This window comes from Micromonospora sp. NPDC005205 (assembly GCF_040608275.1).
Classification (GTDB): domain Bacteria; phylum Actinomycetota; class Actinomycetes; order Mycobacteriales; family Micromonosporaceae; genus Micromonospora.
In genome coordinates, this window is sequence record NZ_JBEXHV010000013.1 from 155,931 (window position 1) to 181,271 (window position 25,341).

General features: G+C 70.3%; 20 protein-coding genes. 14 read left to right on the top strand and 6 right to left on the bottom strand.

The window, feature by feature from the left end; genetic code table 11:
* The first annotated feature begins 13 nt into the window (after nt 1-13).
* On the top strand, nt 14-3,010 hold the full coding sequence (locus tag ABZU43_RS23215) for a glycoside hydrolase family 95 protein (RefSeq protein ID WP_355008571.1): 2,997 nt from the start codon (nt 14-16) through the stop codon (nt 3,008-3,010).
* A gap of 108 nt (nt 3,011-3,118) precedes the next feature.
* Here ABZU43_RS23215 and ABZU43_RS23220 read toward each other — a convergent pair whose 3' ends face one another.
* Complete coding sequence (locus ABZU43_RS23220) at nt 3,119-6,580, bottom strand: alpha-glucuronidase family glycosyl hydrolase (RefSeq protein WP_355008572.1); 3,462 nt, start codon at nt 6,578-6,580, stop codon at nt 3,119-3,121.
* Nucleotides 6,581-6,933: 353 nt separating this feature from the next.
* On the opposite strand from ABZU43_RS23220, the gene ABZU43_RS23225 reads away from it, so the two are divergent.
* A complete protein-coding gene (locus ABZU43_RS23225) occupies nt 6,934-7,419 on the top strand; it encodes a DinB family protein (protein ID WP_355008573.1) in 486 nt (161 codons plus the stop codon).
* A gap of 39 nt (nt 7,420-7,458) precedes the next feature.
* Here the strand turns inward: ABZU43_RS23225 and ABZU43_RS23230 are convergent, their stop codons facing one another.
* A complete protein-coding gene (locus tag ABZU43_RS23230; RefSeq protein WP_355008574.1) occupies nt 7,459-8,547 on the bottom strand; it encodes a LacI family DNA-binding transcriptional regulator in 1,089 nt (362 codons plus the stop codon).
* Nucleotides 8,548-8,732: 185 nt separating this feature from the next.
* Between ABZU43_RS23230 and ABZU43_RS23235 the strand changes: the two genes are divergently transcribed.
* From ABZU43_RS23235 to ABZU43_RS23250, 4 genes are read left to right on the top strand one after another with little or no spacing between them, the layout of a single operon-like run.
* Nucleotides 8,733-9,953 carry an extracellular solute-binding protein gene (locus ABZU43_RS23235; protein WP_355008575.1) on the top strand — a complete coding sequence of 407 codons (1,221 nt, stop codon included), beginning with the start codon at nt 8,733-8,735 and terminating at the stop codon, nt 9,951-9,953.
* Entirely contained in the window at nt 9,950-11,062 is a 1,113-nt protein-coding gene (locus ABZU43_RS23240) for an ABC transporter ATP-binding protein (RefSeq protein ID WP_355008576.1), read from the top strand. The genes ABZU43_RS23235 and ABZU43_RS23240 overlap by 4 nt, the downstream gene beginning before the upstream one ends.
* Nucleotides 11,059-11,958, top strand: coding sequence for an ABC transporter permease (locus ABZU43_RS23245; protein WP_350860715.1), 900 nt, complete (start codon nt 11,059-11,061; stop codon nt 11,956-11,958). Before ABZU43_RS23240 ends, ABZU43_RS23245 begins: the two co-directional genes overlap by 4 nt.
* A complete protein-coding gene (locus tag ABZU43_RS23250; RefSeq protein WP_355008577.1) occupies nt 11,958-12,848 on the top strand; it encodes an ABC transporter permease in 891 nt (296 codons plus the stop codon). Before ABZU43_RS23245 ends, ABZU43_RS23250 begins: the two co-directional genes overlap by 1 nt.
* Here ABZU43_RS23250 and ABZU43_RS23255 read toward each other — a convergent pair.
* Entirely contained in the window at nt 12,826-14,358 is a 1,533-nt protein-coding gene (locus ABZU43_RS23255) for a gluconokinase (RefSeq protein WP_355008578.1), read from the bottom strand. The two genes, ABZU43_RS23250 and ABZU43_RS23255, sit on opposite strands and share 23 nt — an antisense overlap.
* Nucleotides 14,359-14,489: 131 nt before the next feature.
* Here ABZU43_RS23255 and ABZU43_RS23260 point away from each other — a divergent pair, with 131 nt between their 5' ends.
* Nucleotides 14,490-15,257 carry a class I SAM-dependent methyltransferase gene (locus ABZU43_RS23260; RefSeq protein ID WP_355008579.1) on the top strand — a complete coding sequence of 256 codons (768 nt, stop codon included), beginning with the start codon at nt 14,490-14,492 and terminating at the stop codon, nt 15,255-15,257.
* 13 nt (nt 15,258-15,270) lie between these two features.
* Here the strand turns inward: ABZU43_RS23260 and ABZU43_RS23265 are convergent, their stop codons facing one another.
* The 3 genes from ABZU43_RS23265 to ABZU43_RS23275 form a co-directional block, all read right to left on the bottom strand.
* Nucleotides 15,271-15,984: a hypothetical protein gene (locus tag ABZU43_RS23265; protein WP_355008580.1), complete on the bottom strand. Its 714-nt coding sequence runs from the start codon at nt 15,982-15,984 to the stop codon at nt 15,271-15,273.
* 107 nt (nt 15,985-16,091) lie between these two features.
* Nucleotides 16,092-16,754 (bottom strand): response regulator transcription factor, encoded by a 663-nt coding sequence (locus ABZU43_RS23270; protein ID WP_355008581.1) that lies wholly within the window; start codon nt 16,752-16,754, stop codon nt 16,092-16,094.
* A gap of 25 nt (nt 16,755-16,779) precedes the next feature.
* The gene (locus ABZU43_RS23275; RefSeq protein ID WP_355008582.1) at nt 16,780-17,910 is read right to left on the bottom strand and encodes a sensor histidine kinase; all 1,131 of its coding nucleotides are present in this window, start codon (nt 17,908-17,910) and stop codon (nt 16,780-16,782) included.
* A 144-nt stretch (nt 17,911-18,054) separates the two neighbouring features.
* On the opposite strand from ABZU43_RS23275, the gene ABZU43_RS23280 reads away from it, so the two are divergent.
* The 7 genes from ABZU43_RS23280 (at nt 18,055) to ABZU43_RS23310 (ending at nt 25,313) form a co-directional block, all read left to right on the top strand.
* On the top strand, nt 18,055-19,047 hold the full coding sequence (locus ABZU43_RS23280; protein ID WP_355008583.1) for a carboxymuconolactone decarboxylase family protein: 993 nt from the start codon (nt 18,055-18,057) through the stop codon (nt 19,045-19,047).
* A gap of 10 nt (nt 19,048-19,057) precedes the next feature.
* Entirely contained in the window at nt 19,058-19,510 is a 453-nt protein-coding gene (locus tag ABZU43_RS23285) for a DUF6220 domain-containing protein (RefSeq protein ID WP_355008584.1), read from the top strand.
* Nucleotides 19,507-21,246 carry a multicopper oxidase family protein gene (locus tag ABZU43_RS23290; RefSeq protein WP_355008585.1) on the top strand — a complete coding sequence of 580 codons (1,740 nt, stop codon included), beginning with the start codon at nt 19,507-19,509 and terminating at the stop codon, nt 21,244-21,246. The genes ABZU43_RS23285 and ABZU43_RS23290 overlap by 4 nt, the downstream gene beginning before the upstream one ends.
* A 25-nt stretch (nt 21,247-21,271) precedes the next feature.
* Nucleotides 21,272-21,715 (top strand): OsmC family protein, encoded by a 444-nt coding sequence (locus tag ABZU43_RS23295; RefSeq protein ID WP_355008586.1) that lies wholly within the window; start codon nt 21,272-21,274, stop codon nt 21,713-21,715.
* A gap of 57 nt (nt 21,716-21,772) precedes the next feature.
* Nucleotides 21,773-22,858 carry a hypothetical protein gene (locus ABZU43_RS23300; protein ID WP_355008587.1) on the top strand — a complete coding sequence of 362 codons (1,086 nt, stop codon included), beginning with the start codon at nt 21,773-21,775 and terminating at the stop codon, nt 22,856-22,858.
* Nucleotides 22,859-23,044: 186 nt separating this feature from the next.
* Nucleotides 23,045-24,442, top strand: a complete 1,398-nt coding sequence (locus ABZU43_RS23305; RefSeq protein ID WP_355008588.1) for a non-reducing end alpha-L-arabinofuranosidase family hydrolase — start codon at nt 23,045-23,047, stop codon at nt 24,440-24,442.
* Between the two features lie 256 nt (nt 24,443-24,698).
* Nucleotides 24,699-25,313 (top strand): dihydrofolate reductase family protein, encoded by a 615-nt coding sequence (locus ABZU43_RS23310; RefSeq protein WP_355008589.1) that lies wholly within the window; start codon nt 24,699-24,701, stop codon nt 25,311-25,313.
* Nucleotides 25,314-25,341 lie beyond the last annotated feature (28 nt).

Below are 25,341 nucleotides of genomic sequence, written 5' to 3' on the forward strand. Positions count from 1 at the left end.
GTTTGGAGGATCGATGTCAGACCTGACCCGACGGCAGGCCCTCAAGGTCGGCGCAGCCGGCGCGGGCGGTGCTCTCCTGCCCGTGCCCTGGACCGCGGTGGCCAAGGCCGACGCGGCGGCCCCGCCGCAGGTGTTGGCCGCCGGGGACCTCGCCCTCTGGTATGACGAAGGGGCCGGCACCGACTGGCTGCGGGCGCTGCCGATCGGCAACGGCCGGCTCGGCGCGATGGTCTTCGGCAACGTCGACACCGAGCGGCTTCAGCTCAACGAGGACACCGTCTGGGCCGGTGGGCCGCACGATCCCAGCAACACCCGAGGCGCGGCGGCGCTGCCGGAGATCCGGCGGCTGGTCAACGCGAACCAGTGGACCCAGGCCCAGGATCTGATCAACCAGACCATGATGGGCAACCCCGGTGGTCAGCTCGCCTACCAGACCGTCGGCAACCTCCGGCTCGCGTTCGGTTCCGCCAGCGGAGCGTCACAGTACGACCGGACGCTCGACCTCACCACCGCCACCGTGACGACGTCGTACGTGCTCAACGGCGTTCGCCACCAACGGGAGGTGTTCGCGAGCGCGCCGGATCAGGTCATCGCCATGCGACTGACCGCCGACCGGACCGGCTCGATCAGCTTCACCGCCACCTTCGACAGCCCGCAGCGGACGTCGGTGTCCAGCCCCGACGGCACCACCATCGGCCTCGACGGCGTCTCCGGAAACATGGAGGGCGTCACCGGCCAGGTCCGCTTCCTCGCCCTCGCCAACGCGACGATCAGCGGCGGCAGTGTGTCCAGTTCCGGTGGCACCCTGCGGGTGACGAACGCCAACAGCGTGGTCCTGCTGATCTCCATCGGCTCCAGCTACGTCAACTACCGCAACGTCGGCGGCGACTACCAGGGCATCGCCCGGCAGCGGCTCACCAGCGCGCGGGCCAGCAGCTACGACCAGTTGCGCAGCCGGCACGTGGCCGACTACCAGGCTCTGTTCAACCGGGTCAGCCTGGATCTGGGCCGCACGTCCGCGGCCGACCAGACGACGGACGTCCGGATCGCCCAGCACAACAGCGTCAACGACCCGCAGTTCTCGGCGCTGCTGTTCCAGTTCGGCAGGTACCTGCTGATCTCGTCCTCGCGGCCCGGCACCCAACCGGCAAACCTCCAGGGCATCTGGAACGACTCGCTCACCCCATCCTGGGACTCGAAGTACACGATCAACGCCAACCTGCCGATGAACTACTGGCCGGCCAACACCACGAACCTGGCCGAGTGCCACAACCCGGTCTTCGACATGGTCAGAGATCTCGCCGTCGCCGGAGCACGGACCGCCCAGGTGCAGTACGGGGCCGGCGGCTGGGTCACCCACCACAACACGGACGCGTGGCGGGCCACCGCGGTGGTCGACGGCGCGTTCTGGGGCATGTGGCAGACCGGCGGCGCCTGGCTGTCCACGTTGATCTGGGACCACTACCTGTTCAACGGCGACATCGAGTTCCTGCGGACGAACTACCCGGCCATGAAGGGCGCCGCGCAGTTCTTCCTCAACACCCTGGTGACCGAGCCGACCCTCGGTTACCTGGTGACGAACCCGTCGAACTCACCAGAGCTGAGTCACCACTCGAACGCAAGCGTCTGCGCCGGACCCACCATGGACAACCAGATCCTGCGGGACCTGTTCGACGGCGTCGCCCGGGCGAGCGAGATCCTCGACGTGGACAGCACCTTCCGGGCCCAGGTGCGTGCCACCCGGGACCGGCTCCCCCCGATGAAGGTCGGCTCGCGCGGCAACATCATGGAGTGGCTCTACGACTGGGTGGAGACCGAGCCCAACCACCGGCACATCTCGCACCTGTACGGGCTGGCCCCCAGCAACCAGATCACCAAACGCGGCACGCCACAGCTGTTCGAGGCGGCCCGGCGGACCCTGGCGCTGCGCGGTGACGACGGCACTGGCTGGTCGCTGGCCTGGAAAATCAACTTCTGGGCGCGGATGGAGGAGGGCAAGCGGGCCCACGACCTGATCCGCTACCTCGCCACCACCGCGCGACTCGCGCCCAACATGTTCGACCTGCACCCGCCGTTCCAGATCGACGGCAACTTCGGCGCCACCGCCGGGATCGCCGAGATGCTGTTGCAGAGCCACACCGGCGAGCTGCACGTCCTGCCCGCGCTGCCGCCGGCCTGGCCGAGCGGGCGGGTGACCGGCCTGCGCGGTCGGGGTGGGCACACGGTCGGCATCACCTGGGCGAGCGGTCTGGCCACCGAAATCCTCGTCCGACCGGACCGGGCCGGCACCGTCCGCCTGCGCTCCCGGATCCTGACCGGCACCGTCACCGTTGTCGACACCGCCGACGGTACGGCGGCCCGGACCACCCGGATCGAGTCCGACCTGATCGAGGTGACCGTGCAGGCCGGGCGCACCTACCGGGTCACCAGTTCCGGGGCCGCCACGCCGACGTTGGAGCAGAGCTTCAGCAACGTCGGCATCACCAGCGACAGCAACACCAACGTCGGGAACTTCGACGGCGGTGGGGCCTCGCTCTCCGCGCAGGCCCTCGCGCAGGCTGGTGCGAGCCCGGGCGGCACGGTGAGTCGCAACGGGGTCAACTTCCGCTGGCCCAACGTCAGCTCCGGGGCCGCCGACAACGCCATCGCCTCGGGTCAGACCATCGGCGTGACCGGCACCGGCAGCACGCTCGGCTTCCTGCTGACCGGCACCTACGGAGCGGTGTCGGGGACCGGCACTGTGGTCTACGCCGACGGCACCCGCCAGACGTTCACGTTGAGCTCGCCGGACTGGTACGGCGGGCCGCACTCCGGGGGCACCGCGGCCATCGTGTCCGCGTACCAGAACCGGCCCAACAACGGCCGTCAGAACACCGCCGCGTGCGTCTACTACGTCGGTGTGGCGTTGCAGAGCAAGGCAGTGGCCTCGGTCGTGTTGCCGAACATCAGCGCCCGTCCCGCGACGAACGTGCCGACCATGCACATCTTCGCCATCGCGATCGGGGGCTGACGGCAACGAATCTGCTCGGGGGAGCACGACCGGGCCCGTCCCACCTGGGGACGGGCCCGGTCGCGATCGGCGGTCGGCGGTCGGCGCTGACCGTCGGTCACCCCTCGTCTAGCGGATGCGCTCCCCGCGGCTCTCGATCCGGAAGTAGTCGAAGGCGACGTCGAGGTCGGTGGAGGTGCCGGCCCGGTTGAAGGCCGACAGCCCGGCCCTCGTCACCTCGGCGTTCAGCGTCTGGGTGCCGATGTAGCGGTAGACGCTTCCGTCGGTGGAGTAGTAGGCGCGGTAGCTGGCCCCGACCTTGGTCAGTCGCAGCCAGACTGCGCCGTCGGCCCCGACGATGCGCTGGGCATCGGCTCCGGTGATCTCCAGGGTGGACGCCGTGCCGTTCTGTTCGCGCAGGAAGACGATCCGGGTCTTGTTGACGGCGGCCGTCGCGTTCCCCATCTCCCAGGCGAGCTTCACGTAGTTGTTGTCGTCGGCGTACCCCAGAACACCGCCCTGCTCGTTGTTGGCGGCGAGTGGGCGGGAGAAGACGACCCTGGACTCGGCGGTCCAGTCACCGTCGACGTTCTGGAGGGCCAGGTTCCTCGCGGTGTTCACAGTGCCCTGGAGGTCGCCCTGTTGCGCGGTGATGACCAGGGACCCGTCGGCGACACGCCGGCTGCTCTCGTCCGGCCGGACCCACTGCCACTGCGGGCCGAGCTGGGCCGAGTCGAACTCGTCGCTGCCGGCGATCGTGGTGTTCAGGTCCACCGTGTAGACCGACGAGGCTCCGCCGTTGGCGACGGTGACCCGGGCCTGCCCGGTGGGGCTGGTCGCCTGCTCGACCGCGACAGTGGCGGCGGGGTCGGCGGCGCTGGCGGTGACCGTCGGCACGGTAGTGGTGCCGGCCGGCGCGAGGGCGTTGTAGCGCAGCACCGTCGGCGCGAAGGACGCCAGGCGCCTGCCGTCGACGCGCAGGGCCGTCAGCGTCGTGTCCGGCACCAGGTTGAAGACGTAGTTCTTCACCAGGGGGCCGAAGAAGCTCTCCGTCGTGACCTTGACGACCGCCTGACCGGGTACGTCGGCCGCCTGGGAGATGACCTCGTAGCGGGCCTTCCGGTCGGCCGTCCGCACCTTCGTGATGGTCGGCGACGCACCGGCCGGCAGCGGGATGGTGTACGAGGTGTCCGACAGGTTGAAGCCGCCGAACCTCTTTCCGTTGACGACGATCGTCGCCGACAGTGGCGCGTCGTCGACCGGGATGTCCCGTCCGCTGAACTCCTTCCAGTAGTTCACCGAGGTGTCGCGCCAGTCGGCGGCGTCCGCCTCGTGCACCGCCAGCTTGGCGCGTACCTCGGCGAACCGGCGTGCGTCGATGTCGGGTTGCAGCGCGTCCCAGGTCTCCCGCATCCAGGTCACGTACTGCACGCCCATCTGGTAGCGGTAGACCAACTCGTCCCAGAACGTCCGGCCGCTGTCCATCCGATGGCCCCACGGCACGTGGTGGAACCACATCAGCAGGTTCTCCGGGACCGAGTTGATGTTCCCGTAGCGCTGCTGCAACCGGGGGAAGTACTGGGCGGCCAGGTTACTGCCGGTGGGGGAGCGGTCGAAGCCCAGACCGACGCTGTCGGCCTTGTTGTAGTAGATCGGGCTCCAGTCGTCGCGGCCCGCCCAGTCGGCGGGGTCGGGGCGGTAGTGGGCGCCCTCGGCGAACTGGTGGCCGATGCCCAGCGGGGTCTGGTAGCTGACCAGCGACTCCCACGAGCCCATCATCATGCGATGGATGGTGTCGAGGACGCGCCGGTCGTTGCTCCAGGTCATCCGCGTCCAGTCGGTCGCGATGTCCGCCGAGTCGAGCGTCCAGTCCCATGCCTGACGTCCGAAGGCGAAGAGGTTCGCCTGGGCGAAGTGGTGCCCGGTCAGGTTGTCCGCGTTGCCGAGGTTGGCGACACCCACGATGGCGGTGTCCGGGTGGTGCTGGGCGGTCCCGTCGACGATGTTGCCGACCAGGCGCTTCTTGAGCAGCTTCCCGTTCGCGTCGGTCGCGTACGTGTCGGTCTTGAGGATCTCCTCGTACATCGGGCCGAGGTAGGCCAGCATCCAGTTCTGGCCGGTGTACTCCTGCGTGATCTGGAGTTCGAGGGCCTGGTTGGTGTTCTCCATCCGGCCGAACATCGGGTGGACGGGCTCCCGGGCCTGGAAGTCCAGTGGCCCGTTCTTGGTCTGGAGGAACACGTTGTCGGCGAAGCGTCCCCGGCTGCCGTCCGGCTGGACCTCGTCGTCGATCGGCCCGAACTCCAGGTAGGCCCGTTTGAGCCGGTCGTTGTCGACCTCGGCGTTGTAGACGAACGTCCGCCAGTGCACTGTCATGCCGAGCGGCGCGACCGCGGCGGCGATGGCATTGGCGCCGTCACCGTGGTCGTACCCGAAGTCCTGTGGCCCCGGCTGGCCCTCGGAGTTGGCCTTGACGGTGAGGCCCATGAAGTCCGGGATCGCGGCCTGGATCTGCTGGGCCCGGCGGTGCCACCATCCCCGGAAGTCCGCGCCGTACGGATCGAGTTGACTGTTGGTCAGGGTGTCCGGCGCGAACCGGCTGTCGGTCGGTGCGGTGTAGCGGATCGACAGGCCCAACCTGATGCCGTACGGACGCAGCGCGTCGGCGAGGGCCGCCTCCTGCGCGATGCGGGTACTCGTCAGGTACGCGTTGTCGGCGTTGACGTTGTTGATGGTGATGCCGTTGATGCCCAAGGACGCCAACGCGCGGGCCATGACGAGGTAGCGGTCGAGAATGACGGGCAGGTTCCGGCCGGCGCTGGCACCGGTCGCGGCGAAGTTGAAGATCGCCCCGCTCTCCCCGTTCAGCCCGCCCAGCCCGGAGGCGTTGTTGCCCGCGTAGAGACGCTCGGTCTCCCAGTTGTTCAGCAACCGATGCTTGATCTTGGGTGACTCCGCGACGCGGAGGTGGTCGATGGGTTTCCGGGTCTGTAACAACCGGAGGAAGGCGAAGGTGCCGTACAGCGCACCGAGGTCGGTGTTGCCGGCGATGACGGTGAAGTGTGCGCCGCCCCTCGACACCGACCGGACGAGGTAGCCCTCGTCGCCCACCTTGGCCAGGTCGCGGGTCGCGATGGTGCGGCCCACCAGCGGCGAACTCATGGGCGTGCCCACCACGACCGCGCCGTCCGGGACCGTGCCGCCGTCGACCGTCGCGACGGGCGTCGGCTGACCGAGCAGCCCGCCCAGACCGCGGACGAGTTCGTCCCGGGCGGCGCCCAGCGTGGTCTCGGCGACCTTCTCGCTCGAATCGGGGGCCATGGCGAGGTCCGTCGTGTGCCGGTGGACCTTCGTGGCGTCGGCGTTCTCGACCACGATCGCCGTGGCCGCGCGGAGGTAGTCACTGCGCAGCTTCGCGTCGTCGACCGGTACGTACCGCAGCCACAGGTCGGAGCCGTTGTAGTCGTCCGGCGACGGGGCCGCGGCGACCGGCGTGGTGGTGGCGACCGTGAGGGTGGCCGCGACGGTGGCCAGTGCCGTGCCCAGCACGATGAGGGTCCGTCGTAGCCTGGGCGTCGAGCCTCGGATCATCGCCGTCTCCTCGTTCGTCCACTCGTCGTCGTGCGCCCGGCGTGGGAGCACGACGACGTCGACAGATGGGTGCGCGTCGATGGTGCTCGGTGCGGCCGTGCCTCGGCAACGAGTTGTCGTTTCTTGTCGCGGCCCGTGCGGCCCAATCTCCCCGACACGTTCCGCGAGAGCCGACCTCGACATGGTGGAACATGGCTGCGGGAATCTCGGTGCTGTCCGCGAATTGTCGTAGCCGGTACGTAGGCTGCCGCGGTGATCTGCTGGCTCGACTGAGCGGCGGTTCAGCCATCGGAGCTCCGGGCGAGGTGTCCCGACAGAAATTATTGTTCTTACCAGGAAGGGCGTGGGTCGGGGTGGAAGACGGCGAGAAGAACGCACTGTTGATGTTCCTGGAGGCGCAACGTGCCAGCGTCCTCGCGATTGTTGACGGCCTTGACCTCGAAGCCTTGACCACCGCCGTCCTGCCCTCGGGATGGACGCCGTTGGGCCTCGTGGAACACCTCGGCTACGCCGAGCGGCACTGGTTCCAGGAGATCGCCACCGGCTCCACCCAGCCGCTGGCCTGGCCGGACGACGACCACACCCCCCTGACCACCCCACGACCACCATCGGTGGTCTTCGCGTTCTACCGCGCGCAGTGCGAGCGATCCAACGCTGTCCTCGCCTCTACGCCACTGTCTGCGCCTGTGCGCGTGCGTCATCCAGGATGGCTCGGAGACGAGGTCACCGACCTGCGGCGCATCGTTCTCCACATGATCGAGGAGACCGCACGCCATGCGGGTCACCTCGACGTCGTGCGTGAGCTGATTGACGGAAAGACAGGGCACGGCCCTCGATAGCTGCCTTCGCCCTCGAACGGGTCGCTCTCGGGGACGTGTTCACTGCTCCGAGGCAGGTGGCAGGCTCGCGGCGAGCGCCGGCCGCTGGCGTACCCACGGTCGGGGGCGACCCGCTTTCCGGTCGCGGGCGGCCGTCGAGTGGCGGACAACGAGGCGTACCGGCAGGACCATCGGCCGTCCGGTGTGCCCGGGGGCGCCCTCGATCATCGTGAGCAGGTGCCGGGTCGCCGCGGAACCCTCCGCGTAGAACGGTGCCGCGACCGTGGTGAGCCCGGGTGTGACGATGTCGGCGGCGAGAGTGTTGTCGAAACCCACGATGCTGACGTCGCCCGGAACGTCGACGCCCATCCGGGTGAGGCCCCGGATGAGCCCGATCGCCATCTGGTCGTTGAAGGCGAGGACGGCGGTCGCGGGACGAGCGCGCAGCTCCTCGGCGGCCCGTTCGCCACCCTCGATGGTCGGGCTGAACGGGCCGATCTGGCGCACCTTGATTTCGAGTTCCATGCCGGCTTCGAGCAACGACCGCCAGCGGATGCCGTTCGGCCAGGACGCCTGCGGCCCCGCGACGTAGGTGATGTGGTCGTGCCCCAGTTCCCCGAGGTGCTCGGCGGCCCGCCGGACCCCACGGGGGTTGTCCGTCACGACGCAGGGCACGTCGGCGACGGAGCGGTTGAGGACCACCACCGGCCGCTGCTTGGCGAACATCCGGATTGCCGAGTCTGACATCCGGCTGCTGGCGAGCACGATGCCGTCGACTGTCGACATCGTGCGTTCGATCGCCGCCCGCTCCACCCGGTCGGACTCCTGGGCGTCGATGAGCACCATGGTGTACTCGTTGTGCATCGCCGTCTCCTGCGCCCCGCGCACGATCCCGGCGTACACCGGGTTCGTGATGTCGGCGATGACCAGCGCGATCATCTGCGTGCGCGACGTGGTGAGGGCGCGAGGAAGCGGGTTGGTCCGGTAGCCCAGCCGCTCGGCGACCTGCCGGATCCGTTCGGCGGTCTCGGAGTTGACGCGACTCGGTCGGGAGAAGGCGCGGGACACCGTGGACGGTGAGACGTCCGCCTCAAGGGCGACGTCGTAGATCGTGACTCGCTTTTCCGGCGGCCTGGTGTGGTCGGGCATCTGCATGCTCCTCCCGGCTACGCGCCGTGATCATGGTATGACGGCCGTGAATACTCGGCAATGCCCCCGCAACAATCCAGCGGCCCAAACACATTCGCGCGAGGCAATACATGGCAACCCGTTGCCGCCGCGGTGCGCCGGCTGCCTCAATCAGCACTGATGACACCTGGCGGAGGGAACGGCTCATGGGTATCTCACGGCGCGGCGCTCTCCTGGTCACGGCATCGTCGCTCCTGGTGGGCGCGGTCGGGTGCGGGGCACCCGAGGCCCCCGGCGACAACAAGGGCGACAGCACCGGTGAGGTGCCGCAGCGGCCCGGTAAGGCCGTCACGCTCAACGTCCTCGACGTGGCGGGCAACCTCCAGCTGACCCAGGCAATGATCGACGAGTTCGTCTCGAAGAACCCCGACGTGATCTCCCGGGTGACCTATTCGAAGGCGCCGGCGCCCGAGCTGGCCGGGAAGATCAAGGCCCAGCAGGGGGCGGACCGGGTGGACATCGGCCTCGTGCTGACCGGCGTCGACGGCCTGGCCGCCGGGATCGAGCAGGGGCTCTGGATCGACGTGTTGCCCACCTTCCAGGACCGCCTCGGCGCCATGAGCAACTATCTGGCACCGGCCGCCGCTATGCAGAAGCTCGCCGGCAACGCGGGCGTCACCGTCACCTACTACCCGTCAGGTCCGCTGCTCGAATATCTGCCGTCCCGCCTGGCGACGCCACCCACCAGCGCGGACGCGCTGCTCGCCTGGGCCAGAGCCAACCCCCGGAAATTCCAGTACGCCCGGCCGGCCAACTCCGGGCCGGGGCGGACGTTCCTGATGGGTCTGCCCTACATCCTGGGGGACACGAACCCCAAGGACCCCACCGCGGGCTGGGACAAGACGTGGGCCTTCCTCAAGGAGTTGGGCCAGTACGTCGACTACTACCCGTCCGGCACCACCGAGACGATGAAGAACCTCGCCAACGGCACCGCGCATCTGATCGTCAGCACAACCGGTTGGGACATCAACCCGCGGGTGCTCGGCACGGTGCCCAAGGAGGCCAGGATCACCCCGATCGACGGCTTCCACTGGGTCACCGACGCGCACTACGCCGTCCTGCCCAAGGGCGTGTCGACCGACACCCAGGCCGCGGTGCTGGCCCTGCTGGCGTTCATGCTCACCCCTGAGCAGCAGGCGAAGGCGTACGACGAGGGTTACTTCTACCCGGGCCCGGCGATCAAGGAGGTTCAGCTCTCGTCGGCGCCGCAGAAGAGCCAGGACGCGATCCGGGAGTTCGGTCGCCCCGAGTACGACGCGCTGATCGCCGGAAACCCGACCGAGGTCCCGCTCGACGCGAAGAGCCTGGTGGCGGCGTTCAGCCGCTGGGACCGCGAGATCGGCGGCGGCAAGGTCAAGCAGGGATGAGCGCCTTCACCCAGCTTCGGCTGGACGGTGTGTCCCGCCGGTTCGGTGGTCAGGCCGCGCTCACCGAGCTGGACCTGACGATCGAGGCGGGGGAGTTCATCGCCCTGCTCGGCCCGTCCGGCTGCGGCAAGTCGACGGCGTTGAACTGCCTGGCCGGGCTGCTGCCGTTGACGGCGGGGAGCATCTGGCAGGACGAGCGCCGCATCGACACGCTCCCGCCGGAGCGGCGCGACTTCGGCATGGTGTTCCAGAGCTACGCCCTCTTTCCGCACCTGACGGTCCGGGCGAACATCGCCTTCGGGCTGCGGATGCGGCGGCTACCCAAGGAGGAGACGCGCCGGCGTACGGCGGAGGCGGTGCGGCTGGTGCGGTTGGAGGACCACGTCGACAAGCTGCCCGGTCAGCTCTCGGGTGGCCAGCAGCAACGCGTCGCGATCGCCCGCGCCGTCGTGTTCGAGCCGTCCCTGGTGTTGATGGACGAGCCGCTGAGCAACCTCGACGCCAAACTGCGCCTGGAGATGCGGACCGAGATCCGCCGGCTGCACCAGTCGTTGGGGCTCACCACCGTCTACGTGACCCACGACCAGGAGGAGGCGCTGTCCCTGGCCGACCGGCTGGTGGTGCTGCGGGAGGGGCGGGTGCAGCAGATCGGCTCGCCGCGTGAGCTGCACACCCGACCGGCGAACTGGCACGTCGCCGACTTCATGGGCTACCGCAACCTGTGGAGGGGGCGGGTGGAGCAGTCCGACGGCGGCCGGGCCACCGTCGAGTCGTCCGGCCATCGCCTGCTCGGCGAGGTGGTGGGGGGCATCCAGCCCGGCGCGGACGTCGTGGTCGCGGTACGCCCCGAGGACATCCGCGTCGACGGGCCCGGCGAGACCCGCAACGCCATGTCGGCGACTGTCGAGGTGGTGGAGTACCAGGGCCGCGAGTTGGCGGCCGAGGCCCGCACCGACACCGGGCTGCTGCTGCACCTGCGGACCGAGCAGCGGATCGCGCCGGGCGACCAGGTCAAGCTCGCCGTCGACCCGCAGCGGCTGCTCGTCTATCCCGCCGACGCGTCGGCGCAGCCCGACCGCCTCGCGGACGCCTCGGGGGCGACGCGGTGAGTGGCGCCGGGCCCGGGAGACCGCTGGCGCACTGGCAGCACCGCCTCGCCGAGCGGGGCGTCGATCGTCAGCTCTGGTTGCTGGTCCCGGCCCTGGTCTTCGTCATCGCCCTGTTCCTCTACCCGTTCTTCTACGGCCTCACGCTCTCGTTCCAGCCGACCAGAGGCGGGCCGTTCAGCGACTACGCCCGGTTCTTTTCCGACTCCTACGAACGCGGCACGATCTGGATCACGCTGCGGATCGCGTTGCCCGCCGCGCTCCTGAACGTCCTCGCCGCGGTGCCGATCGCCTACCGGATGCGTGGCCGGTTCCGGGGCAAGCGGCTGGTCACCACGCTGCTGGTAGTGCCGATCACGCTCGGCACGGTCCTCACCGCACAGGGGTTGCTGAACTTCCTCGGCCCGACCGGCTGGTTCAACCGGATCCTGCTGGCCAGCAACCTCGTCGACGAGCCGGTGCGGCTGACCCACAACTACTGGGGGGTGTTCTTCTCGCTGGTGATCACCGGCTTTCCGTTCGCGTTCCTGCTGGTGCTGTCGTACCTGTCCGGCATCGACCCGACCCTGGAACGGGCGGCCGCGACGCTGGGCGCGGACTGGCGTCGACGGTTCACCCGGATCACCCTGCCGCTGCTGATGCCCGGTCTCGCCACGACCTTCTGCCTGACGTTCGTCCTGGCGTTCAGCGTGTTCCCGTCGGCCGTTCTGGTCGGCAACCCGGCCGGGGAGACCCGGGTCATCTCCCTCGCCGCCTACCAGGCGGCCTACGAGCAGTACGACTACCCGTACGCGTCGGCGATCGCCATGATCATGGGCTTCGTCGAGCTGGTCATCATCGCTGTGGTGCTGGCCGCCCGTAGCCGCTTCTACACCGGCTCCACCGGAGGCAAGGGCTGATGCCAACGACCACCCAGGCCCCACCAGCGCGACCCCCCGCCACCAGCACCGACCGACGGCGGCGCATCGCCGCGCGCCCGGCCGCCTGGATCGTGTGGGGCGTCGTCATCTTCTTCTTCCTCAACCTGCTGGGCGTCGTGGCGTCCGTGCTGGTCAGCTCGTTCGGCCGGCGCTGGTTCGACACCTGGCTCCCGGACGGCTACACCACCGACTGGTACGCCCGAGCCTGGGACGAATTCGCGCTGCTCCAGGTTATCGTCGTGACGCTGGAGGTCTCCGTACTCGTCGTGGGTCTCTCGCTGGTGATCGGCGTGCCGGCCGCCTACGCCCTCGCGCGCCGCTCGTTCCCCGGTAAACGGCTGATCTTCCTGGTGTTCCTGCTGCCCATCCTGATGCCCCCGATCACGTACGGCATCCCGCTGGCGACAGTCCTCTACAAGTTCGGCCTGGCCGGGCACATGTCCGGGGTGGTGCTCGCCAACCTGGTGCCGTCGGTGCCCTTCGTCATCCTGACCATGACCCCGTTCATCGAGCAGATCGACCCGAGGATCGAGAGCGCCGCACGTATGTGCGGCGCGGGCCTGCGGACGGTGTTCCTCCGGATCCTCACGCCGCTGCTCGTGCCGGGCATCCTCGCCTCCGCGATCCTCGTGCTGGTCCGCACCGTGGGCATGTTCGAGCTCACCTTCCTGACCGCGGGGCCGGACTCGCAGACCCTGGTGGTGGCGCTCTACTACTCGATGTCCGCGTCCGGGATCAGGGCTCAGCAGTCGGTCGACGCCATGGCGGTCATCTACACCTCGATGATGCTGGTCCTGCTCGTCGTCGCGCTGCGCTACGTCAACCCGACCCAGCTGGTGGCGCGGGTCAAGGACGAGCCCGAGCACTGAGGCCGGTGGTGGCCGCCTCGTCGAGGATCTCGCCCAGGCGACCCGCGACCGTGAGGAGCGCGGGCAAGCTCGTCCGCAGACCGCGATAGGCCGCGACGAGAGCCGGGTCGACCGCGACGGGCTCGCCGCTGGCGACCCCGGGATCGAGCTGGGTGACCGCCTCCTTGAGGTCGGAGGTGTGGCCGATCGCGAAGAGCCCGAGCGCCGCCGCGCCGAGGGTGACGTGGTCCGCAGCCCCCGCGACGCGGACAGGGCAGTCCAGGACCGCCGCCATCACCGCGCGCCACAGCGGAGACCGGAAGGCGCCACCGGTCAGGCGGACGCTGCCGATCGGCGTCAGCTCGGCCAGCCGGTCCCGGACACCACCGAGTTGCAGGCAGACACCCTCCACGGCGGCCCGGACCAGGTGACCGCGCGAGTGCTCGCTGCGCAGTCCCAGGAACGCGCCCGGCGGGCCGCACCCCTGCGGCGGGACCTCGTCGGCCCGCAGATAGGGCAACATCACGAGACCGTCGCTGCCCGGTGCGATCCGCTCGGCGAGATCCAGGAGCGCGGGCGCGGCCCCGTCGTCACCGAGGACACGTCCCGCCCACCGTACGACGTTGCCGCCGTTGCTGACCGCCCCGCCGACGACCCACGCGTCGTCGGTCAACGCAGCGCAGGAGAAGGGTTCCGCCGGGTCGGTGAGGGGAGCCTCGACGACCGTTCGCAGGGCCCCGGTGGCCCCGAGCGTCAGGCCACCGACGGTGGGGTCGGTCGCCGCCGCGCCCAGACTCCGCAACGGACCGTCACCCGCGCCGACGACGACCGGTGTTCCGGAGGGCAGGCCGACCACGCGCCCGGCCATCGCCGACAACCGCAACACCGCCGTCGTGGGCAGCACCGGGGGCAGCTGACTCTCGGACACCCCGGCGAGATCGAGTACGGCGGAACTCCACAGCCGACGGTGCACGTCGAACATCCCCGTGCCCGATGCCGAGGACAACTCGGTCACCAACACCCCGGTGAGTCGATGGACCACGTAGTCCTTGAGGCCGATCCACCACCGCGTCGCCGTGCAGAGCCGCGGCTCGTGGCGGGCGAACCACAGCAGCTTGCAGAGCGGGTTCATCGGGTGCACGGGTGTGCCCGTCAACCGGTGCAGTTCCCGGCTCTGGCCGGACAACCGCAACTCGCGGGCCGCCTCCGACGACCGCCTGTCGCGCCGGGTCAGCAGCGGCGTCACCGGCGTCATGGCCGCGTCCAGCCCGATCAGGCCGTACCTGGCGGAGCTCAGCGCGACGGCGACCACCTCCGCCCCGGCGGTGCCGGCCACACACGCGGACATCGCCGCCAGTGTGGCCGCCATCAGCACGTCCGGCTCCTGCACCTGCCAGCCGGGCATCGGCTCAAGCAGTGGGTACTCCCGCGTCGCGACGTGTCTGGCGGTGCCGTCCAGTGCGAACGCGACAGCCCGCACGGCAGTGGTGCCCACGTCGACTCCGACGATCACCCGACGCTCCGGCCCCATCCGCCCATGGTCGAGCGGTGTTCGGCGGACCGGCAAGCGGTTGCGCGCAGTTGTCGTCACGCCGCACGCAGCCGACCCGTTCGCGCGGAAGATCGGGCGTCACCGACGCGAGTGGTGACAGGATTGGCGGCATGCCTGCTCGCGCACTGAGCTTCGGAATGGTGGCCAGACGATACGAACGGTACCGACCGGGGTACCCCGGCGAGCTTGTCGACCTGGTGCTGACGTACGCGGGCCGGCCCGTTCGAACGGCGCTGGAGATCGGCGCCGGCACGGGCAAGGCGACCCGGCTGTTCGCCGCAGCGGGCGTCACTGTCACCGCGACCGAGCCGGACCGGGCCATGCTCGCCGAGCTGCGCAAGCACGTGCCAGCAGGCGTCCACACCGTGCGGGCCGCGTTCGAGGACCTGCGGCCCGGCGAGACGTACCACCTGGTCTACGCGGCGGCAGCCCTGCACTGGACGACACCGCAGGGGCGGTGGCCGCGGATGGCCGCGTTGCTGGAACCCGGCGGCGTGTTCGCCTCGTTCGGTGGACCCACCCAGCTGGTCGACCCGGCGGTGGCGGACGCTGTCCGCGCCGCCCGGGCACCCTTCCTGGAGAGCGACGAGATCCCCTCGCCCGACGGCACGCCCCCGGAACAGGCCATGCAGTGGCCGGGCACCGAGCTCCAACGGTCCGTCTGGTTCACCGATGTGCAGCAGACCGTGATCGCGCGTCGGCTGACGATGAGTGCGCGTGACTACGTCGGGCATCTGTCGACGATCTCGGCGTACCTCGAGCTGCCGACCTCGAAGCAGGAGCAGGTCTTCAGCCAGATCGAGCGGATCCTGCCCGAGACGGTGGAGCTTTCCGCCGACGTCGTCGTGCATCTCGCCCGTCGGGGCTTCGAGCAGTAGCGCCTGAGGGCGCTCAGACCAGGAACTCCTCCCGCATCCGCGCGCCCAGGTTGATCCCGCCGACCGCCCGAGGACCGGCCGGATCGTGCACGGCGACGGTGTTGTTGCGACGCATCAGCTCCCGGACCGCGGGTGGCAGTCGCGGCGGGTCGTCCATGGCCGCGAGGACCTGCCCGGCGCTGACGATCAGCCGATCGGCCAGGGTGGCGGCGTCGGTGTCCACCCGCACCCGGCCGTACTCCCAGCCGGAGGTGGTCAGGTCGAGCACCTCGAACACGCGGGTCACCACCGGGTTCGGGTCGGTCACCCGGTCGAGCCGGGGCGCCCGCTTGCCGACCACGGTGACGGCGGCGGCCACCTGCGCGTACGGGTGGAAGCCACACGGCAACGCGAACAGCGGCCAGCGCAGGGCCGGGCCCGCCTCCTTCCACAGCGGCCGGTAGTTACGGCGGTGCACCAGCAGCCGTCGGCCCGTCCGCCGGTGGATCTCCTGCGCCTGGGCCTGAAGGTCCACGTGGGCCTCGTCGGCGACCTGACTCACGATCCGGGTCGCCACCACCAGGCCGTCGTCGCTGTCGAGCGAGCCGGTGAGCGCGTCGACCTGCTCGTTGAACCGGACCCGCGCGTGGGGGCCGTACCGGGACTGGACGTCGTGCAGCAGCGCCTGCTGGCGTCCCGGGTCGAGCTGGACTCGCCTACCGCCCAGCAATCGACGGAGCCAACGCATGTCGCCTCGATTCAGCAGAGCCGTCGCGGACGGCGGCAATGCTAGTGCGTCGACCCTCCCTCATGTTCCCAAGGGGGGTTGATCGACTCGGCTCTCGGAGACGGCGATCACCGCCGACGCGGCGTGATCAGCCCCGACTCGTACGCCCACACGACCAACTGGGCCCGGTCGCGGCAGTGCAGCTTCGTCATTGCCCGGTTGACGTGTGTCTTGGCGGTCAGCGGACTGATCACCATGCGCGCGGCGATCTCGTCGTTGGTCAGCCCACGGGCGACCAGTTCGACGATCTCCTGCTCCCGGGCGGTCAGCACGTCGCGTCCGGCGGTCGGCACGGCCGGCGGTGGTCCGGCCACGAACTCACTGATCAGTGTGCGGGTGACCGTCGGTGCGAGCAGCGCGTCACCGCGTGCCACGACGGTGACGGCGTGCAGCAGGTCGGCGGGGTCGGCGTCCTTGAGGAGGAAACCGCTGGCACCCGCGCGGAGCGCGGCGAACACATAGGAGTCGAGCCCGTAGTTGGTGAGGATGAGAACGCGGATCGCGGCCAGGTCGGGATCGGCGGCGATGCGCCGGGTGGCCTCGATGCCGTCGAGGCCCGGCATCTGCACGTCCATCAGGACGACGTCCGGGCGCAGACTCCGGGACAGGTGGACGGCCGAGGTGCCGTCGGTCGCCTCGCCGACGACCTCGAGGTGGTCCTCGGCGTCGAGCAGTGCCCGGAAGCCGGCCCGCATCAGCGCCTGGTCGTCGGCGAGCAGCACCCGGATCATCCCGGCTCCTGAGGAAGGCGGGCGGTCATCGTGGGCCGTCCAGCGGGAAGGTGGCCCGTACGGAGAACCCGTGGTCGTCGTGCGCGGCGGTCCGTAGTGTGCCGCCCAGGGCGCTGACCCGCTCCCGCATGCCGCGCAGGCCCACGCCCGGGGTCAGCGGCTCCGTCGGCGACGCCCGGCCGTCGTCGCTGACCGCGACGGTCAGCCCCGCCGGGGCGTACTCCACCTGGATGTGCGCGGTCGCGGGCCCGGCGTGGCGGGCCACGTTGGTGAGCGCCTCCTGGATGACCCGGTACCCGGCCTGGTCGACCTCGTCGGGCAGGTCTCCGCGCTGGCCGGTGACGGTCACCTGCACCGGTACGCCGACCGCCCGGGTCCGCTCGGCCAGCTCGTCCACCCGGGCCAGCCCGACCCGATCGCCGTCGGTCGGTGCGCGGAGGACGTCGAGGGTCGTGCGGAGTTCCCGCATCGCGGCACCGCTGGCCTCCTGGATCGCCAGCAGCGTGGCCGACGGCTCCTCGCCGTGTTTGCGGGCCAGGTGCACGGCGATCCCCGCCTGCACCTTGATCACGGAGATGCTGTGGGTCAGGGAGTCGTGCAGGTCGCGGGCGATGCGCAGGCGCTCCTCCCCGGCGCGGCGCAACGCCATCTCCTCGCGGGTGCGTTCGGCCTCGACGGCCCGCTGCTCGACCTGCTCCAGGTACGCCCGGCGCTGCCGCGCGACGAGGCCGGCGACGTTGGCCGCCACGAACCAGCCGAGCAGCAGGGCCGTCCGTTCGGCGACCAGTTGGCCTGGTCGGCCGGCCGGCGCCATCGAGATGTCGCTGGCCAGGAAGCTACCGAGGAAGACGAGGCTGGCCACGGCGGCGGCCGACCGGTGGCCCTGCCAGGCGCTGACGTAGACCGCGCAGAGGGCGGGGAACGCGGCGGACACCCCGGGATGCACCCGGACGTGAACGGCCAGCATGGCGACGGTGACCACGCCCAGCGCCACCACCGGGTATCGCCGGCACGCCGCCAGGGCCACCACGGTGGCGAGGACCAGGGCGACGTCGAGCACCTCGACCGGCGCGGCGTCCGGGGTGAGCACGGCGTTGCCGAGCAGGAGGACGCCGAGGGCGAGACCGCCGAGGGCGTACGGGAGGTCGCGGCGCATGGTCGCACTGTAGAACGGCAGTCGTCGGTGGAGCATCCCGCGCGCGTGGTAGCTGCGGCGTACCACGGACGCGGTATGAGCGGCGCGGCAAGTGTCTGCGACGGCACGACGCTTTCCCGGCCCGCCGGAACAAGCATCGAGCCCATGACATACCGCTTCTTCGCCCCCACACCGACGAGGGCGGCCACCGGCCGCACCGCAGCCGTCTACCAACAGATGCGCGACGACTTTCTCGGGCCGTTGCCGACCTTTCAGGCGCTCTCGGCCGTGCCGGAGGTGCTGGCCGCGACCTGGGCGCTGATGCGGGAGGCGCTGCTCGCCGGGGACGCGCCCCGGGTCGACCGCGAACTCGTCGCGGCTTCGGTCTCCCGGGCCAACCGCTGTCAGTTCTGCGTCGACGCCCACGTGCTGCTGCTGCACGCGCTGGGCGCACCGAAGCTGGCGGAGACCGTCGCCCGAGGCGAGACGCCCGCCGAGCCGAGGTACGCCGCGCTCGTCGGCTGGGCGCAGGCGAGCCGCAGCCCCAGATCCGCCGACTGGACCAGCACCCACGGCCCGGAGATCACCGGCACCCTGCTCGCCTTCCACTTCATCAACCGGGTCGTCTCCGCGTTGCTCGATCCCGATCTGCTCCCCGGCGGCCTGCAACGCTCCCCGCTGGTGCGCTCGGTCGGGGGCCGGCTCTACGCCAGGGCGGCCCGGGAGTCGAAGGAGCCCGGCCGAAGCCTTTCGCTGCTCGACGTCGACCCGACGGCATCACCTCCTGCCTGGGCGGGGGACAGCCCGGTGGGTGTCGCCTACGCGTCGCTGCGGAACGCCGCCACCCGGGGTGGGGACCTGCTGGGCGCTGTGGCGCGCCAGACCGTCACGGCCACGGTGCGCTGGGAGGACGGGCAGTTCCCGGCGCGGCCAGCGGACTGGGCCGTCGACCTGGTCCGGGACGTGCCGGGCGCGGACCGCATCGGGACGCGTATCGCGTTGCTGGCGGCGTTCGCGCCCGGCGCGATCAGCCCGGGTGACGTCGCTCTCTGGCGGCTCTCCCACCCCGCCGACGCCGACCTCGTGCGGTTGGTCGCCTACGGGGCGATCACTGCCACCGATCACGTCGCCCAGGCCCTCGCCTCGGCGCACCTCTAGGAGGCAACCAATGCGCAAGGCACTCGTCATCATCAGCGCACTGCTGCTCGTCGCGTTCGCCGTGCAGTTCGTCCTCGCCGCCGTGGGTGGGTTCACCAGACCCGCCAGCGACGACGCGTACGCGCTGCACAGCGTCAACGGCATGGCGGTGATCCCGATTCTCACGCTGCTCACCGCCCTGTTCGCCGCGCTGGCGAAGGCACCCGGAAAGATCATCGGACTGGCGGTCCTCCCGATCGGCCTCGTCGCCCTCCAGCCACTCATCGCCATGTTGGCGGAGGCGTCCACCGACGCGTCGGGTGTCAGCACCCCGCTCGGCCTGACCATCGGTGGGTTGCACGCGCTCAACGGGATCATCGCGGTGCACGTCGTGGTCGGCGTCCATCGGGCGGCGCGACAGCTCGCCGTCCCGGTCCCCGCCGGCGCGGCTCGGCTGGTCGCCCGGGAAGGAGAGCCGGCGTGACCACCGGGTCGCTGCTCGTGGCCGACCTCGTGATCGCGGTCCTCGCGGTCGCGGCCTGGCTGGGGGCTGGCGCCGCGTCCGCCGCCCGTCGTCGCCCGCTCGCACTGGGACTGGCGGCCGTCGCGCTGCTCGCCACGCTCGCCCGCGCGCTCACGGTCACCGCCCTCGCCCGGGCCGGCTGGTGGTTCGCGGCGGAGAAGGTCCTCATCGCGGGCCCGCTGTCGCTCGCGGCGGTGGGCGTCGCCGGTCCGCGGTTGCTGCGGGCCCCGGGCGACATCCGGGCCGTCGCGGTCCCGCTCCTCTTCGCCGGGTACGCCACGAGCAGCGCCCTGCTCGTGACGGTCCTGCACGGCTATCCGGCGTCGGCCGGGGCGGGGCTGCTGGCGGTCGCCGGGGTCGTGGCGGCCACGGTGATCTCGGCGCGTGCGCTCGGTGCGCGCCCGTCCCGGACGGTGTCCCGGGCGGCCCTCGTGGTGGCGGTCGCGGCCCTGCTGACCGGAACCGGGCTGACGGTCACCCCGGGCACCGCGCCCGCCGTACCGCATGAGCATGTTTCTCCGACGGCCCGCATCGCCGACGAACCCACCCGGCGGTTCACACTGACCGCCGCAACCGCCACCGTGGACGCGGCCGGGCGGAACGTCGCGGCGTGGGCCTTCAACGGGCAGGTCCCCGGACCGGAGTTGACAGCCACCGTCGGCGACGTCCTGGAGGTGACGCTGCGCAACCGGAACATCGAGCGCGGCGTCACAGTGCACTGGCACGGGTACGACGTGCCGAACGATCAGGACGGGGTACCCGGTGTGACCCAGGCGGCGGTGAGGCCCGGGCAGGAGTTCGTCTACCGGTTCCGCGCCGACCAGGCCGGAACGTACTGGTACCACACGCACTCGGCCTCCGATGTCGGCGTGCGGATGGGTCTCTACGGGGTGCTGGTGGTGCGACCGGGCCCGGTGACCGGCCTCGACGTCACAGTGCCGGTGCACACCCTGGCGGGCCGTCCGTTGCCCGCGCCGAGAGTGGAGAAGGTCGAGGCCGGCGTGCCGGTGCGGTTGCGGCTGATCAACACCGACAGCACGACGCACCGGTACGCCCTGGCCGGGACCGCGTTCCGGGTGGCCGCGGTCGACGGCGTCGACCTGCGCGGCCCGACGCCGCTGGTGGACACCGCCGTGCTGATCCCGGCCGGGGGCCGCTACGACCTGGTCTTCGACGCGCCGGCGACCCCGGTGGCACTGGTCGTCGACGGACGGACCGTCTACTCGACCGGACCGGTGTCGACGGCGACCGGCGCCTGGCCGGTGCTGGATCCGCTCGGCTACGGCGCGACCGCCCCGGCGCAGTGGTCCCGGTTCGACAAGACGTTCACCCTCGTCCTCGATCGCGGCCTCGACCTGCGCAGACTGCTACCGCGGTACGCCCACACCGTCAACGGCGCGGCCGATCCGGACATCCCACCGCAGGTCGTACGCCTGGGTGACGTCGTACGGTTCACGATCGTCAACCGGTCGCAGATCGTGCACCCGTGGCACCTGCACGGCCACCACGTCCTGGTGCTGGCCCGCGATGGTCGACCGGCGACCGGAAGCCCGCTGTGGCTGGACTCGTTCGACGTCCGTCCGGGCGAGGTGTGGGAAGTGGCGTTCCGGGCCGACAACCCGGGGATGTGGGCCAACCACTGCCACAACCTGGCGCACGCCGATGCCGGGATGACGTTGCATCTCACGTACTCGTGATCGCCGAGGCCTGTAGTTTTCTGTCATGACTGAGGACACCTTCCGTTCGGTGGCGATCGAGCGCACCAGCCTGGGCAACTACGTCGTGCGGAACTCCCGTGGTGGGTCGGTGTCGCTGGGCACGGGCGAGGACGGCAGTTTCACGCCGGTGGAGTTGCTGCTGGCCGCCATCGGCGGTTGCGCCGCGGTGGACGTGGACCACATCACCAGTCGTCGTGCCGAGCCGACCGAGTTCGCCGTCGCCGTGACCGGTGACAAGATCCGGGACGAGGCCGGCGGAAACCGGATGCGCAACCTTCGGGTCGATTTCACGGTGACGTTCCCGGAGGGCGCGGAGGGCGACGCGGCCCGTGCGGCGCTGCCCCGGTCGTTGCAGCAGTCGCACGATCGGTTGTGCACGGTCTCCCGTACCGTCGAGCTCGGCACTCCCGTCGCGATCGCCGAGGGCCCGGGGCCCATCGGAGACTGATCGGCGCTGAGCACGGCTACTCAGGCCCGTGCGGTTCGTTCGTGTGAGGGTGGCGGGATGCGTCGACTACTGGTGCCACTGCTGATCGTCCTCACCGTGGTGGTGGCGTGTGCCGACCCGAACACCCAGCCGGGTCGCTCGGACCCGACGGTCGCGCTGCCGGTGCCCACCGAGTTGCTCGCCGACGGCAGCGTGCCCTGGGCCGACCTGAAGATCACCGACGAGGACTTCAACGGTCGCCCAGCCGCGCCGAGAACGCCGGCCACCGGCAGCGAACCGTGCCGGGCGGAGCAGCTGACCGGTCGGCTCACCACCTGGACGCGGCCCAGCAACGGCGGTGAGACGCCTCGGGGCTTCGACGCCGCCATCGGCAAGCTCATCGGCGAAGTGGACGTGCGGAACTCGTCGACGGTCGAGTGCACCCTGCAGGGCGAGGTGCCCACGACCATGCGCGCCGGCGGTCGCGAGATCCCGATGCTCTACACCCACGGCATCGACGAGGAGGGCCGCACCCGGGTGGTCGTCGTGCCGGCCGGCGGTAACGCCAGCCTGCGTCTGGACTGGTCTGGACCGTTCTGCCAGCCGGTGAAGGGGGCGTTGGAGCTCGCGATCGAGCTGCCGCACGACGGTGGCAGGCTGCGCGCACCGGTCACCGCCGACGAGCGTCCGGGCTGTCCGCAGGGGGAGGGGGTCAACCCCCGCGCGCGAGGGACGCTGTCCGCGAGCGGGTTCACCGAGCCGGTGGCGGTGTCGAAGCCCCCGTCCTCGCCGCTCGAAAAGCTCACCGTAGCCGTGCAGGGGCCGACGACCGCCGTCGCCGGGTCGCGGCTCACCTTCCGGGTGACGCTGGGCAACCCGACCGACGGCCCCCTCGCGTTGGACCCTTGCCCGGCCTACCTGATGGAACGGTTCTCTCTCGGCGACGCGACGAACGACGCCGTGAACTCGGCCCAGCTCTACCGGCTGAACTGCCGCGCCCTACCGCAGATCCCCGCTGGCGGGACTGCCGTGTTCGAAATGGTCGCCGAGGTGCCGGCCTCGATGCGGGCCGGGCGCGAGCTGACCATGACGTGGAAGCTCTATCTGCCGCACTACGTACAGCGGAGCAACCAGTTCGGTGTCGTGACCCTCACCGTCGTCTGAAGAAGGTCACCGCCCGGCCGGCAGCATCGGCAATCCCGACATCGGCGAGAACGAAAGATAGATGCTGTTGAGCGTATGGGAGCGCTCCCGTAGCATACCTGACGCGGCCTGTTAACGTTCACAACCGGTCACCACGCAATGACCACCACCAATGCATGGGCCGCCGTCCCGCGAGGAGGGTGCTACATGGTCAGATCCAGAGCCACCAATGTCGGTCTGGTTGCGGCCGGCGTCGGCCTACTGCTGTCGTCGACAGTTGTCGCGGCGCCGGCCGGTGCCGCGGCTGAGGGTTGTTCGGTGAACTACGCCGTGTCGTCGCAGTGGCAGGGCGGCTTCGGCGCCAACGTGGCGATCACGAACCTGGGCGACCCGCTGAGCAGCTGGACGCTGACCTGGTCGTACGGTGCCGGGCAGACGGTGACGCAGGCCTGGAACACGTCGCTGACGCAGAGCGGGTCGGCGGTGACCGCGAAGAACGTGAGTTACAACGGTGCGATCCCGGCCAACGGCACTGTGTCGTTCGGGTTCAACGGGTCCTGGACGGGCAGCAACCCCGCCCCGACGAGCTTCGCCCTCAACGGTGTCACCTGCACCGGTGGCACGACGACGCCGCCGACCGATCCGCCGACCGATCCGCCGACCGACCCGCCGCCGACCACGCCGCCGCCGACGGACACCTGCAACCTGCCCTCGACGTACCGGTGGTCCTCCACCGGGGTGTTGGCGACCCCGAGGTCGGGCTGGGTGTCGCTCAAGGACTTCACCGTCGCCCCCTACAACGGCCAGCAACTGGTCTACGCCACCACGCACGACACCGGCACCCGGTGGGGCTCGATGAACTTCGGCCTCTTCTCGAACTACTCGCAGATGGCCTCGGCCAGCCAGAACGCGATGAACAACGCGACGGTGGCGCCATCGCTGTTCTACTTCGCGCCGAAGAACATCTGGGTGCTCGCCTACCAGTGGGGCGGGCCGGCGTTCTCCTACCGGACCTCGACCAACCCGACCAACCCGAACGGTTGGTCAGCGGCGCAGACGCTGTTCAGCGGAAGCATCACCGGCTCCGGCACCGGCCCGATCGACCAGGCGGTCATCGGTGACGACCAGAACATGTACCTGTTCTTCGCCGGTGACAACGGCAAGATCTACCGAGCCAGCATGCCGATCGGCAACTTCCCGGGCAGCTTCGGCTCGAACTACACCACCATCATGAGCGACACCACGAACAACCTCTTCGAGGCCGTCCAGGTCTACAAGCTCCAGGGCCAGAACCGTTACCTCATGATCGTCGAGGCGATCGGTTCGCAGGGTCGCTACTTCCGCTCGTTCACCGCGACCAGCCTGGGCGGGTCGTGGACCCCGCAGGCCACCAGCGAGAGCAACCCGTTCGCCGGCAAGGCCAACAGCGGCGCCACCTGGACCAACGACATCAGCCACGGTGAGCTGCTGCGCACCAACGCCGACCAGACCATGACCGTCAACCCCTGCAACCTGCAACTGCTCTACCAGGGTCGTTCCCCCAGCTCCGGCGGCGACTACGGCCTCCTGCCGTACCGGCCGGGTCTGCTGACCCTGCAGCGCTGACCCGCTTCGATCGCGCTCGACCGACCTGGAACGGGGCGGGCTCGGCGTCACACCGAGCCCGCCCCGCACCACGCCGAGCGCGATTGATCCTTCGGCGTCCCCGGTCTCCGGAAACCTGGCACTGGATCGCTCCCGTGACGTCGGGCTGACAAAGGCGGGACACGACACGCGCCAGCGGGGCGGGCTGTGGCTGACGAGTTTGGGACGATGCGCCGGTCGACCTACCGACATCACCCGACTCGAAGGGACCTCCGCGATGGCAAAGGTCATCTCCACGCTGTTCATCTCGGCCGACGGTGTGGCCGAGATCGACCCCGACTGGCACTTCCCGTACTTCGACGAGAACATGGGCCGCGCCGTCACCGAGGACTACGACGCCGCCGACGTGCTGCTCATCGGCCGCGAGACGTACGACAGCTTCGCCGGGGCCTGGCCGGACCGTGAGGCCGCCGGTGGCGAGGACGCACCGTTCGCCAAGCAACTCGGCGACATGCGCAAGCTCGTCGCCTCGCGTCAGCCGCTGGAGTTCTCCTGGCGCAACTCCGAGCTGATCGACGGGGACCTCCTCGATGCCGTCACCGCGCTCAAGGCCGACGCCGGGGTGCGGGGGGTTCTCATCCCCGGGTCGATCTCCGTCGTGCAGCAACTGCTCGCCGCCGGCCTGGTCGACGAGCTGCGTCTGCTGGTTCATCCGGTGGCCGCGCGCAAGGGTCGCAGGCTGTTCGACGAGGGTGACGCGGCGTACCACCTGCGACTGCTGGCAACGGAAGCGTTCCCGACGGGTGTCCTTCGCGTGATCTACGCGCCGGTCCCGGCGCCGACGCCGGTCGGCTACGACGAGGTGAAGGACCAGGCGCCGGCCGGAAACTAGGGCGCTCCCGGGGACCTGCCGCTACGTC